Origin of the sequence: Pseudaquabacterium terrae, assembly GCF_013266755.1 — a bacterium.
Classification (GTDB): domain Bacteria; phylum Pseudomonadota; class Gammaproteobacteria; order Burkholderiales; family Burkholderiaceae_C; genus Pseudaquabacterium; species Pseudaquabacterium terrae.
This window is the reverse complement of record NZ_JABRWJ010000001.1, coordinates 1,081,087-1,093,798: the sequence shown is the minus strand read 5'-3', so window position 1 is coordinate 1,093,798 and position 12,712 is coordinate 1,081,087. Positions and strand designations below refer to the sequence as shown.

General features: G+C 71.7%; 9 protein-coding genes. 3 read left to right on the top strand and 6 right to left on the bottom strand.

Annotated features, from left to right (window positions below):
- The first annotated feature begins 6 nt into the window (after positions 1–6).
- The gene (locus tag HLB44_RS05025; protein ID WP_217283514.1) at positions 7–1,212 is read left to right on the top strand and encodes a THUMP domain-containing class I SAM-dependent RNA methyltransferase; all 1,206 of its coding nucleotides are present in this window, start codon (positions 7–9) and stop codon (positions 1,210–1,212) included.
- A 33-nt stretch (positions 1,213–1,245) separates the two neighbouring features.
- Here the strand turns inward: HLB44_RS05025 and HLB44_RS05020 are convergent, their stop codons facing one another.
- The 6 genes from HLB44_RS05020 to HLB44_RS04995 all read right to left on the bottom strand — a co-directional run bounded on the left by HLB44_RS05020 (position 1,246) and on the right by HLB44_RS04995 (position 7,526).
- On the bottom strand, positions 1,246–1,587 hold the full coding sequence (locus HLB44_RS05020; protein ID WP_173121187.1) for a TonB family protein: 342 nt from the start codon (positions 1,585–1,587) through the stop codon (positions 1,246–1,248).
- 16 nt (positions 1,588–1,603) lie between these two features.
- The gene (locus tag HLB44_RS05015; protein ID WP_173121184.1) at positions 1,604–3,169 is read right to left on the bottom strand and encodes a methyl-accepting chemotaxis protein; all 1,566 of its coding nucleotides are present in this window, start codon (positions 3,167–3,169) and stop codon (positions 1,604–1,606) included.
- A gap of 140 nt (positions 3,170–3,309) precedes the next feature.
- A complete protein-coding gene (locus HLB44_RS05010) occupies positions 3,310–4,491 on the bottom strand; it encodes an MFS transporter (protein ID WP_173121183.1) in 1,182 nt (393 codons plus the stop codon).
- Entirely contained in the window at positions 4,488–5,219 is a 732-nt protein-coding gene (locus HLB44_RS05005; RefSeq protein WP_425500766.1) for a 16S rRNA (uracil(1498)-N(3))-methyltransferase, read from the bottom strand. The genes HLB44_RS05010 and HLB44_RS05005 overlap by 4 nt, the downstream gene beginning before the upstream one ends.
- 52 nt (positions 5,220–5,271) lie before the next feature.
- Positions 5,272–5,811 (bottom strand): hypothetical protein, encoded by a 540-nt coding sequence (locus HLB44_RS05000; protein ID WP_173121179.1) that lies wholly within the window; start codon positions 5,809–5,811, stop codon positions 5,272–5,274.
- Positions 5,812–5,849: 38 nt separating this feature from the next.
- Complete coding sequence (locus tag HLB44_RS04995; protein WP_173121177.1) at positions 5,850–7,526, bottom strand: long-chain-fatty-acid--CoA ligase; 1,677 nt, start codon at positions 7,524–7,526, stop codon at positions 5,850–5,852.
- A 161-nt stretch (positions 7,527–7,687) separates the two neighbouring features.
- Here HLB44_RS04995 and HLB44_RS04990 point away from each other — a divergent pair, with 161 nt between their 5' ends.
- On the top strand, positions 7,688–9,889 hold the full coding sequence (locus tag HLB44_RS04990; protein WP_173121175.1) for a hypothetical protein: 2,202 nt from the start codon (positions 7,688–7,690) through the stop codon (positions 9,887–9,889).
- A complete protein-coding gene (locus HLB44_RS04985) occupies positions 9,867–12,620 on the top strand; it encodes an ATP-binding protein (protein WP_173121173.1) in 2,754 nt (917 codons plus the stop codon). The genes HLB44_RS04990 and HLB44_RS04985 overlap by 23 nt, the downstream gene beginning before the upstream one ends.
- Positions 12,621–12,712: the final 92 nt, after the last annotated feature.

The following is a 12,712-nucleotide window of genomic DNA, read 5'->3' as shown; positions in this document are numbered from 1 at the left end:
GCCGCGTTGTTTCTTCCCTGCGCCGCGGGCGTCGAGGCGCTGCTGGCAGCCGAATGTGCCGACATCCTGGGCGCCGAAGTGCGCGTCCAGGCGGCGCGCGGCGGCGTCACGGTGCATGGCGACGCCGTCACCGCGATGCGGCTGAACCTGCACAGCCGGCTCGCGCAGCGCGTGCTGTGGCCGCTGGTGCACGGGCCCTACCAGAGCGAGCACGATCTCTACGCGCTTGCCGGCCACGTGCCCTGGGGCGACTGGATCACGCCGCGGCACAGCTTTCGCATCGACACGACGGCGCAGCGCTCGCCGCTGCAGAGCCTGAATTTCGCCACGCTGCGCGTGAAGGACGCGCTGTGCGACCGGGTGCGCGATGCCACCGGCGAGCGGCCCAACGTCGACACGCGCTTTCCGGACCTGTCGCTCGCGCTGCACCTGTCGCCGACGCACGCCACGCTGTACGCCGACACCTCCGGCGAGGCGCTGTTCAAGCGCGGCTGGCGCGAAGCCAAAGGCGAAGCGCCGCTGAAGGAGACGCTGGCCGCCGCGATGCTCGCCGCCGCCGGTTGGCGCGGTGCGCCTGAGGACGGCCCGCTCTTCGACCCCTGCTGCGGCGCCGGCACGATCGCCATCGAGGCCGCGCAGATCGCCTGCGGCATCGCGCCCGGGCTGCAGCGCCGTTTCGGCTTCGAGAAGATGCTGCCCTTCCGCACCCACCAGGCGCTGTGGCAGCGGATGAAGACCGAGGCCCGCGCGCAGCAGCATGCGCCGGCGGTGCCGGTGTACGCCGGCGACGTGTCGTTCCGCATGACCGACTTCGCCACGCGCAATGCCGAGCGCGCCGGCGTCGCGAAGGCGATCGAGTTCAAGACCGCCGATGCGCTGCAGCGGATGCCGCCGGCCGAAGGCGGCACGATGATGTTGAACCCGCCTTACGGCGAGCGCATAGACGCCAAAGGACGCGGCAGCCAGAACAGCCGCGAGTCCTTCCAGGACGAAGGCTCGCCGGCCGACTTCTTCCGCCAGCTCGCCACGCACTGGAAGCACCACTACGCCGGCTGGACCGCCTGGGTGCTGAGCCCCGACATGAAGCTGCCGCAGGCGCTGCGGCTGAAGGAAAGCCTGCGCGTGCCGATGTGGAACGGGCCGATCGAATGCCGGCTGTTCCGCTTCGAGCTGGTCGCGGGCTCGGCACGCACGCCGAAGCCGGAAGCCTGACGACCGCGCCACGCGTGACGCGGTCTTTGCAGGTTACTCCTGCGCGAACACCAGCTTGATCTCGACGCTCTCGGCCTTGCCCGAGGCTTCGAACTTCCACTTCGACAGGGCGCTGACGGCGGATTCGTTGAAGACTCGGGCCTTGGCCGGCATCGCTTCGACGATCTGCACGTCGGTGACCGCGCCGCTGCCGTCGATCGACAGCTTGGCCTTCAGCACGCCGTCGGTGACCTTCTTGCGCACGGCTTCCTCGGGGAATTCGGGCGGCACCTTCTTGATCACCTTCGGATCGGCGAGCGCCGCGCCGGCGCAGCCGATCGCCAGCAGCAGCGCGGCTGCGGCGGCGCGCAGGGTCTTGTGATGAACGCGGGTCATTTCAGGCTCCTTGGGGTCAGGCCACCGATGCGGCATCGGCAGGCAGGCGGAAGAACTCGACCGTCGACACCAGCCGCTTGGCATGCGTCTTCAGCGATTCGGTGGTCGCAGTCAGCTCCTCGACCAGCGCGGCGTTCTGCTGCGTGGTCTGGTCGAGGTCGGTCACGCTCTGGTTGATCGAGCCGATGCCGCTCTCCTGCTGCTGGCTGGCGAGCGACACCTCTTCGATCAGCTGGCGCACGCCGACGACCTCGGTGACGATGCCGCGGATGCGTTGGCCGACCTCGGACACGGTGTGCGTGCCCTGCTCGACCTTGGCGGCCGAGTCGTCGATCAGGCCCTTGATCTCCTTGGCCGCGGCGGCGGCGCGCGCAGCGAGCGAGCGCACCTCGCCGGCGACGACCGCAAAGCCGCGGCCATGCTCGCCGGCCCGCGCCGATTCGACCGCCGCATTCAGCGCCAGGATGTTGGTCTGGAACGCGATGCCGTCGATCACCGAGATGATGTCGCGGATGCGGTGGCTCGACTCGGCGATGCGCGTCATCGTGCCGACCAGGCCCTCGACCGTCTCGCCGCCCTCGATCACCGCGCTGCGCGCCTTGGCCGCCACCTCGGCCGCCTGGCGCGACTTCTGGCTCGAGCCGGCGACCGTCGCCGAGATCTCTTCCATGGCCGACGCCGTCTGCTGCAGGTTCGTCGAAGCGCGTTCGGTGCGCGTCGACAGGTCGGCATTGCCATGGGCGATCTCGTCGGAGCTGGTCGAGACGTCGCGCGCCGCGCTGTGAACGTCCTCGATGACCCGCCTCAGGTGCTGCTGCATCTCGCCCATTGCGCCGAGCAGCGTACCGATCTCGTCCTGCGCCGAGCTCTGCACGCGCTGCGACAGGTCGCCGTCACGGATGGCGCGCGCCGCGGCGATTGCCGACTGCAGCGGCACGGTGATCGAGCGCGCGATCAGCACCGATGCGACAACGGCCAAGGCGACCGTCAGGCCACCCAGCGCCACCAGCGCGAGCGAGCTGGTTTCGGCCAGGCGCTGGCCGGCGACCGCGCGTTCGGCGGCCAGCTTCTGCACCGCAGCGTTCAATGCGGCGAGCGATTTCTCGTAGGCCGCCTGCACCGGGCGCAGCTCGACCAGCAGCGCGCGGCGTGCATCGTCCGGGCTGCCGTCGAGCGTCGTCAGGTAGGCGCCGGTGGCCTTGGTGAAATCGTCCTTGCCGCTCTTCACCGCGGCGATCAGCTGCTGCAGCTCGCCGTCGCCGCCGAGTGACGCGAGCTTGCCGAAGCGCTCCTCGCTGTCGGCAAAGGACTTGGTGATCAGCTCGCGCTGGCGTTTCAGGCCGCCGGCGGTTTCCAGCAGCAGCAGCTCGCGGCTGGCGCGGGCAATCAGCCCGGCATTGCGGTCCAGCGCATTCGCCAGGTCGACCCTCGTCAGGTCCTGGCCAGCGGTGGCTTCGAGGTCCGCCGCGAGGCGGCGGGCATTCCAGGCGCTGAACGCGCAGATGGCGGTCAGCAGGACGATCAAGGCCCCAAAGGCAAGGCCCAGGCGTGTTCCGATGCGGAACTTCCACAACCAGTTCATGACACTTCTCCTCAGCGCTCCCACGCTGTGGGGAAGTATCGACAGCGGTCTGTCGGGCTTAAGGGCCCAAGAAGCGGGGGAAAGTGAATCTTCTTTGGACGAGCGGCCGTTGGCGTGACGTGTTTGTGGTTACCACGTGGTTACGGCGCTGGGGCGCTCGCCAGCTGCCGCCCGGCCACCATCATCCAGCCCAGCGCCGCGGCCAGCAGCGCCAGCGGCAGCAGCGCGCCCAGGTTCATCGCCGTCCAGCCGCCGGTCGTCACCAGCGCGCCGCTGGCGAACGAAGTGAGCGTCATCGTCAGGTAGACGCAGAAGTCGAGCGCGGCCTGCGCCTGCGTTTTCTCTTCCGGCCGCCAGGCCTGCGTCGCCAGGCTCGAGCCGCCGATGAAGAGGAAATTCCAGCCGACCCCGAGCACCATCAGCGCGCCGAGGAAGTGCATCACGTCCTGGCCCGACAGCGCGAAGGCGACGCAGGCCAGGTTCAGCAGCAGGCCGATGCCCATCACCGGCAGCGGCCCGAAGCGCTGCACCAGCCGGCCGGTGAAGAAGCTCGGCACGAACATGCCGAGCACATGCCACTCGAGCACCAGCGCGGCATCGGCGAACGGGTGCTTGCACTGCTGCATCGCGATCGGTGTCGCCGCCATCAGCAGGTTCATCACGCCGTAGCCGATCGCGCAGGCGCCGGCGGCGACGATGAAGACCGGCTGGCGCACGATGTCCTTCAGCGGCCGGCCTTGCGCGCCCTGGCCGCCCTGGCCCGGCAGCGGCGGGAAGGTGATGAAGGACATCACCACCAGGCTCAGCAGTGCGACGCCCGCGAGCACGGCATAGGCACCGGCGAAGGGCTGCGCGAGCAGCGCGCGGCTCTGCTGCGCGAGGTTCGGCCCGACCACCGCACCGAGGATGCCGCCGGCCAGGATCCACGAGATGGCGCGCTCCTTGAAGTCGGGCCGGACCAGCTCGACCGCGGCGAAGCGGTACAGCGAGCCGTTGGCGTTGTAGTAGCCCGCGACCAGCGTGGCTGCCGTCAACAGCCAGAAGTCGCGGGTCACCGCCGCATAGGCGCTGACGAGCGCGCTGGCGATCGCCACCAGCAGCCCGAGCTGGAAGGCGCGGCGGCGGCCGAAGCGGCGCTGGTGGCGCGCGACCAGGCCGGTGGCCAGCGCACCGCCGGCAACATAAGCGGTGATCGGCAGCGTCGCCATCCAGCCCACCGGCGCCAGCGCCAGGCCGACCAGGCCGTTGATCGCGATGAAGGTCACGTTGTTGACCATCAGCAGCCCGCTGCACAGCGTCAGCAGTACCAGACGCGGGTTCATGCCGCGGCTTCCAGCGCCGCAATGACGGCGAGCGCCGCCAGCGGCGCGGTCTCGGCGCGCAGCACGCGCGCGCCGAGCGACACCGGCTCGAAGCCGCGTTGCCGCGCGAACGCCTGCTCGGCCTCGGTCAAGCCGCCTTCGGGGCCGCTGAGGAAGGTGACGTTGCGCTGGTCGCCGCGCGCCGCCGCCAGTGGCCGCGCATCGGCGTCCAGGCTCAGCAGCAGGCGCTGGCCGCTGTCTTCATCGCCTCGCGATTCGAGCCACTCGCGCAGCGGCAGCGGCGCGTGCACCGTCGGCACGCGGTTGCGGCCGCATTGTTCGCAGGCGGCGATCACGATCGCCTGCCAGTGAGCCGCCTTGCGCTCGGCGCGCTCGCCGGCCACGCGCAGCACCGAGCGTTCGCACACCAGCGGCTGAATCGCCGTGGCGCCGAGCTCGGTGGCCTTCTCCACCAGCGTGTCCATGCGCTCGTTGGCCGGCATCCCGAGCGCCAGCGTGACCGCGCGCGCCAGCTCACGTTCGACGCTCGCATGCGCGAGCGCACGCACGACGACCTCGCGGCGGCCGATTGCGCGCACCTCGGCACGCCATTCGCCGCCGCTGCCGTCGAACAGGCACAGCTCGGCGCCCGGCTGCAGCCGCAGCACCTGGACGTGGCGGGTCGCGTTCGGCGGCAAGACGGTATCGAGGCCGGCGGCGAGCGCGGCCGGCACGTGCAGGCGGGGAATCATTCGCCGCAGTGTGCACCAGCGGCGGCCCTGCGCCGGGCGGCGCCCTGCGCTACTCGGGCGTGGCTGCGCGGTGGTGGACCACCAGGCCGCGGCAGAACGCCTCGGCCGCTTCGGCGCCCTTTTCCTTGCGCACCATCTCGATGAAGCGGTTCGCCAGCACGCGCAGCTCATCGGTTCCGTTGCACTTCTCGATGTCGAGCACCACGCGGTAGCCGGCGACCAGGCCCAGCAGCGGCCGTGCCTGCGAGGTCATTTCGTCGTAGAGGTCGCGGTAGTTCATCGTCGCCAGCAACTCGGCGAGCGCCGGTCCGCTGGACAAGGCGTCGGCCGGCGGCGCGGGCACGGCGGAGGCCGCGCGAGCCGCTGCCGCGGAGGGTGCGGCCGGTGCTGCGCCGGCGGCGATCAGCCCGCGCTCGACCAGCAGCTGCAGCGTTTCCGCGGTGCTGCCGGCAACCAGGCCCAGCCATTCGACGCCGCTGCGGCTGCCGTCGATGATCAGCAGCAGCGTGCGCGCGACCCGCGGCAGGTCAGGCGTGCGCTCCCGCAGAGCAGCTCGGCCAACATCGGTCTTCAGATAACGCGCATCCATGGGGACGGGGGTGCCGCTGTCGTGCAACGGTCCGGCGGTCAGCGCCGGGCGTCGCGCAATTCACGGCGAAGTATCTTGCCTACCGGAGTTTTCGGCAGTTCGGTCCGGAACTCAATGACCTTGGGGCGCTTGTAACCCGTGAGGTTTGCCTCGCAGAAGGCGCGCACGTCGGCCTCGGTGACCGCGCCGTCCTTCTTGACCAGCACCACCTTGACGGCCTCGCCGGCCTTTTCGTCGGGCACGCCGACCGCGGCGCATTCGAGCACGCCGGGCATCTGGCTCAGCACATCCTCGATCTCGTTCGGATAGACGTTGAAGCCCGAGACCAGGATCATGTCCTTCTTGCGGTCGACGATCTTGAAATAGCCGCGCTCGTCGACGACACCGATGTCGCCGGTGCGGAAGTAGCCGTCGGCGGTCATCACCTTGGCCGTCTCGTCGGGCCGCTGCCAGTAGCCGGCCATCACCTGCGGGCCGCGGATGGCGATCTCGCCGGGCGTGCCGGGCGGCACCTCGTTGCCGTCGTCGTCGAGCAGTTCCAGCTCGGTCGAGGGCATCGGCAGGCCGATCGTGCCGGTGTAGGTGGTGGTGTCGACCGGGTTGCAGGTCGCTGACGGCGAGGTCTCCGACAGGCCGTAGCCCTCGCAGATCGGGCAGCCGGTCTTCTCGAGCCACAGCCGCGCGGTGCCCTGCGTCACCGCCATGCCGCCGCCGACCGAGATCTTCAGGTGGCTCCAGTCGACCTTGTCGAAATCGGCATGGTTGGCGAGCGCGCCGAAGAGGGTGTTGACCGCCGGCAGGCTGTGGAAGGGCTGGCTCGCCAGCTCCTTCAGCACCGCCGGGATGTCGCGCGGGTTCGGGATCAGGATGTTGCAGCCGCCCATGCGCAGCGACAGCATCATGTTCGTGTTGAAGCCGAAGATGTGATACAGCGGCAGTGCGCAGACGGTGACGATCTGCTCGCCCGACGGAATCTTCTTCAGCGCCGGCTGGTACCAGGCCTCGGCCTGCAGGATGTTGGCGACGAGGTTGCGATGCAGCAGCACCGCGCCCTTGCTGACGCCGGTGGTGCCGCCGGTGTATTGCAGCACGGCGATGTCGTCGGGCCCGACCGAGGGCGGTGTGTAGCGCATGCGGCGGCCCTTGGCCACCGCATCGTTGAAGCGCACCGCGCCCGGCAGCGAGAAGGCCGGCACCATCTTCTTCACGCGCCGCACGACGTGATTGACGATCATGCCCTTGACGAAGCCGAGCGAGTCGCCCATCGCGGCGAGCAGCACCTTCTTCGTCGGCACGTTGTCGATCACCTGCTGCAGCACCGAGGCGAAGTTCTCGATGATGACGATCGCCTTGGCGCCCGAGTCCTTCAGCTGGTGCTCGAGCTCACGCGGCGTGTACAGCGGATTGACGTTGACCACCACGAACCCGGCCCGCAGGATGGCCGCTACCGCGATCGGGTATTGCGGCACGTTGGGCATCATCACCGCGACGCGGTCGCCGCGCTCGAGGCCGCTGGCCTGCAGGTAGGCGGCCAGCGCGCGCGAGGCCTCGTCGACCTCGCCGAAGCTGACCGAGCGGCCCATGAACTTGTAGGCCGAGAGGTCACGGTACTTGCGGAAGCTCTCGTCGACCAGCGCCACCAGCGACGGGTAGACGTCGGTCTTCACCTCGGCCGGCACGCCGGCGGGGTATTGCTTCAGCCAGATCTTCTCCATCAGTCGCTCGCATCCCGAAATTGGCCTCGGATTCTGACCGAGCAGCGTGTCACGGGTGATCAGGGCATTCGATAGCGCCACACGGGTAATCCCCAGGCGCAGCGTGCGAGACGAGCGCTTCAATCGTTGCCGCAGGCCATGAGGCGCGGGGGGACCCAACCATGCGTGATGCCGTCATCCGGAGGTGGTCATTCGTGCTGCGTGTGCTGTTCGGCGCCTGGCTCGTCGCGCTGGCCGGGGCCGGCACCGCGGCACCGGCCGGCTTCAGCGCCTGGGCCGATGCGGCCGGGCCGCGCCACCGCACCAGCCTGACGCTGCAGCTGCAGGCCGGCAATGCCGATGTCGGCCGCAGTGGCCAGCTGTTCATCGCCGCGCTGACGCCCGGCGGGCAGTGGTACGGCTTCACGCCGGCCGGCTGGACCCCGGTGAGCGGCAGCTTCCCGCCCTACCAGCAGGTCACGCTCGGCACGCACACGGTGCCGCTGCTGCAGGCCACCGACCTGCAAGGCCTCGAAGGCACGCAGGTCTACGCTGGCTACGGCAGCCACCTCGACGACCTGCTGGCGCGCCAGGCCTACGCGCGCATCTACACGGTCGGTGGTGCGCTCGCCGGCGCGGCGGCGGCCGGCGACTTCATCACCTTCTCGATCAACGTGCAGGATTTCAGCTACCCCGAGCTCAGCGCAGTGACGGTGCAGCGCATCGTCGAGCTGCACGAGCAGTACCGGCTGCCGGTCGACATCTACCTGAGCGACACGATGCTCGATGTCTACCAGCGCGACCATCCGGCGCTGATGAGCCGGCTGACGAGCTCGCCCTACGTGGGGCTGAGTTACCACATCCGCCCGCCGAAGCCGTACTACCTGAACTACGACTGGGCCAATCTCGCGGCGCTGCCGCTCGCCGAGCAGGTGGCGCGCATCAAGACCTACGAATCCAGCGTGGTCGACTTGGCGACCGGCCAGCCGACCAGCCGCGCGGGCGGCTACCAGCAGCTGGTGGCGCTGCCGAATGCGCGGCCGGCGATCACCGCCGCGCTGCAGGTCGACCAGCCGCTGCTCGATGCCGCCGCCACCGCCTTCCGCGAGCTCGGCGCCACCTGGTCGCTGGCGCACGGTCTCGGGTCGCTCAATCTGGGTGATAGCGTGCGCGGGCTCTATCTGCGGCCGGAGCATTACGACCTGAAGCTGTTCGAGCTGGCCGGCCAGAGCGCGGCGTCGGTGATCGATGCGGCTTTCGCCTCGGCGCACGATGCGGCCGGCGCGCGTGCGCCCTTCTTCGTCGGCGCCAAGATGCACGACAACGACTTCTTCGCGCAGAAGTCGGCCTGGAATGTCGTCTACGTCGACGGCGGCAAGCGCCCGCCGTGGGACCCGGCGCTGAAGTCGGCGCTGAAGTCGGCGGCCGACCAGGCGGCGCAGTGGACGATCTACGAGGGCGCGCTGCAATACGCGCAGTCGCAGTCGGCGCGGCTGGGCGTGGCCGGCGCGGCTGGCATCGCGCAGCTGCGCGGCACCGCTGCGGCGGCCGGCGGCGCGCAGCTGCACGTCTCCGGCACGATGCACATCGAATCAACGGTCACCCACTGGCCGAACATCGATGCGCTGATCAGCTTTTTCCAGCGCGCGGTGCAGGCCGGCCGGGTCGGCAGCCAGGCCAGCGGCATGAAGTGGTCGATCGGCGCCGACATCAACTGGCTGCTCAACGAGCCGCGCGCCGGCGAGGTGATCAGCACGCTGCGCCCGCTCGGCGTCGAGTTCGACGTGCATGCGCACAGCGCGACCGACCGCGCGCGCTGCGCCGAGCGCATCGTCGCGCTCGGCGGCGTGCCGAGCACGGTGGCCTCCGGCCTGCTGACGAGCGAAATCGATGGCCTGCGCGAGGCGCAGGTCGGTGCCAACGACTACCGCTGGCGGGCCCAGACGCTGTGGGGCATCGTGCTCTCGACCGGCCACGGCACGGGCAGCGACGACACCGCGGCGGGCCTGTGGCGGCCGCGTTCGACCGCCGACTGGAAGGCGCACGATCCGCTCGCCAACCTGGTCGCCGTCGGCAATGGCGGGCGCACGCTCGCCGCGGCCGAGGCGCTGGCCAACCAGCTCGCCGGCGGCGCGCTGGTGCAGCCGGTCTACAGCAGCACGATCAACGTCGCGCCGAAGACGCTGACGGTGATCGATACCAGCGACGGCATCGCGCAGATCGAGAGCTGGGCGGCGCGGGTCGGCCAGATCGCCGGCGTGCGCTGGAACACGATCGCGGCGACCGCGGCGGCGTTCAAGGCCGCCGGTGCGCTGCCGAGCCGCATCAATCCCCAGACCGCGGCGCCGGGCCGCACGGCCGATGCGCGATCCGGCCGGCGTTGAGACGGCCTGGCAGCTGCGCCTGCTCGGCGACCTGCGGCTCGCCGGTCGCGCCGGCGATGTGCGCCTGCCCAGCCGCGCCGCGACCGCCTTGCTGGCGCGCCTGGCGATGGCGCCCGGGCGCGCGTTCGGCCGCGAGGAGCTGATCGAGCTGCTGTGGCCCGGCGTCGCGCTGGAGGTCGGCCGCAACCGCCTGCGCCAGGTGCTGTCGACGCTGAAGAGCCTGCTCGAGCCGCCCGGCGCACCGCCCGTGCTGCAGGCCGACCGGCTGGCGCTGCGGCTGCGCGATGGTGCGCTGGCCTGCGACGTGCCGGCCTTCGAAGCGGCCTGCCGCGCCGGCCACACCGATGCGGCGCGCGCGCTGTACCGCGGCGAGCTGCTGCCGGGCTTCTACGACGAATGGATCGGCGACGAGCGCCTGCGGCTGGCCGCGCTGGCCGATCGGCTCGACAGCGGCGTCGCAGCCGCGGCGCGCATGCCGGCATCCCCTTCAACGCGCACGCCGCCGGCGCCTGCCGCGCCGGGCTCAGCGCCGTCGCCGCCCGACATGGCCTGGTCGGCGCCGCCGCTGCCGCGCTACCTGACGCGCCTGCACGGCGTCGAGGCGCTGGCCGAACAGTTGCAGCAGGCGGTGCGCGAGCATCGCCTGGTCACCGTGCTCGGCCCCGGTGGCCATGGCAAGACGCGGCTGGCGGCCGAGGTGGCGCAGCGCTTCGCCGCCGCCGAGCCGTGCTTCGACACCATCGCCTTCGTGCCGCTGGTGGCGTGCCGCGGGCGCGAAGCGCTGCTCGATGCGCTGCTCGTCGCGCTGCGCCAGGAAGGCCGCGCCGGCACGCCGCTGGCGCTGATCGGGGCGCTGCTGGGCGATCGCCGCGCGCTGCTGGTGCTCGACAACCTGGAGCAGCTCGACGATGCCGGCGTCGGCGTGATCACCACGCTGCTCGAACGCAGCGCCGGCCTGCACGTGCTGGCGACGTCGCGCCGCGCGCTCGGGCTGGACGGCGAGCGCGAATTCGTGCTGCCGCCGCTGCCGCTGCCGGCCGCGGCGGACGACGGCGACGACGTGGCGCTGGCCGCCAACCCGGCGGTCGCGCTGTTCGTCGACCGCGCCCGGGCGGTGCGGGCAGACTTTCACTTGAGCAGCCGCAACCGCGACGCGGTGCGCGCGCTGGTGCGGCTGGTCGAGGGCATGCCGCTGGCGATCGAGCTGGCCGCCGCGCGCGTGCGCAGCCTGCCGCCGCCGCAGTTGCTTGCGCTGCTGCAGCAGGCGGCCGCCGCGCCGCAAGGCGATGCGCTCGCGCTGCTGGCGCGCAGCGGCCCGCGCGGCGGCAGCGATCCACGCCACGCGTCGATGCTGGCCGTCGTGCAGTGGAGCTGGCAGCTGCTGACGCCCGAAGCGCGCGGCCTGCTCGGCGCGCTGGCGGTGTTCGCCGGCGGCTTCACGGCCGCGGCGGCGCAGGCCATGGGCTCGCCAGCCGCCACGCCGACCGGCGTCGCGCTGGCGCTCGACGAGCTGGTCGCGCAGTCGATGCTGCGCCTGGCCGCTGATGATGAGCGTTATGAGCTGCCCGAGCTGATCCGCCTCTTTGCCGCGGCGACGCTTGCCCCGGCCGACGCGCCGGCGCTGCGCGAGCGCCATCGCCGCTGGGTCACCGACTGGGCGCGCGGCCTGCCGCTCGACGCGCCGCTGCACGAGGCGCGCGCCGAGCTGGCCAACATCGCGGCGGCGATCGCCAGTGCCCATGCCGATGGCGCGCCGGGCGATGCCGCGGCGCTGGCCGGCGCGCTGCAGGGAGCCTTGACCGATCTGTCGCTGCCGCCGGGCGCGTTGCGCGCGCTGGCCGACAGCGCCGCGGCGATGGCGCACGCCGAGCAGCGGGCGCTGACACGCGCGTTTGTCGCCCGCGCGCTGCTGCGCGCCGGCGACCCGGCCGGCGCGACGCAGCAGGCCGACGCGGCGCTGGCCGAGCTGCCGCCCGGCGGCCTGGCGCGCGCGCAGGTGCTGGCGCGGCTCGCCCACCTGCGCTGGCGCACGCGGCGCGATGCGGCGGTGCTCGGCTGGCTCGACGAGGCTGCAGGCCTGGCCGACGCCGCCGGCGCGCGCTCGCTGCAGGCCAGCATGCTGGCGACGCGCGGCGCGATCATGCGCCCGCGCGACCGCGCCGCGGCGATCGCGCTGCAGCGGCGCTCGCTGGCGCTGTGGGCCGAGGCGGGTGATCGCCACGGCGTCAACACCGGCCGCGCGAACCTGGCGATCGCGCTGGCCGAATCGCCCGCCGGCTGCGCCGAAGCGTTGGGCCTGCTCGACCAGGTGCTCGCCGACACGCGCGCCGGCGGTGATGGTGCACAGCATGCGCACGCCAGCAATGCGCGCGGCGAAGCGCTGAGCCGGCTGCGGCGCTGGGACGAGGCTGCCGACGCCTACCGCGACTGCGTGCGCATCGCCTTCGCGCTGCCCGAGCCGCTGCCGCTGGCCTACGGGCTGTGGAACCTGCCGCGCATGCTGGCGCGGCAGCGCCGGCCGCTCGACGCCGCGCGGCTGATGGGTTTTGCGGAACGCCATGCGCCGGTGCACTGCGGTCCGCTCGGCCGCTCCGACCGCCGTGACCTGCTGCGGCTGCGCCGCCTCTGCGCGCGGCAGCTCGAAGCGGCGGCGGTGGCCGCGGCCTGGCGCGAAGGCGCCGCGTGGACGCTGGCCGAGGCGGTGCGTCACGCGCTGGAGCCACCCCCCTGAACGAGGGGATCGGCGGCCCGCCGGATCTAACGATCGTCTAACGGTCGCTCGCGACAGTGGGCCCCAAGCCAAGCCCACCGCCTCGAAAGGAC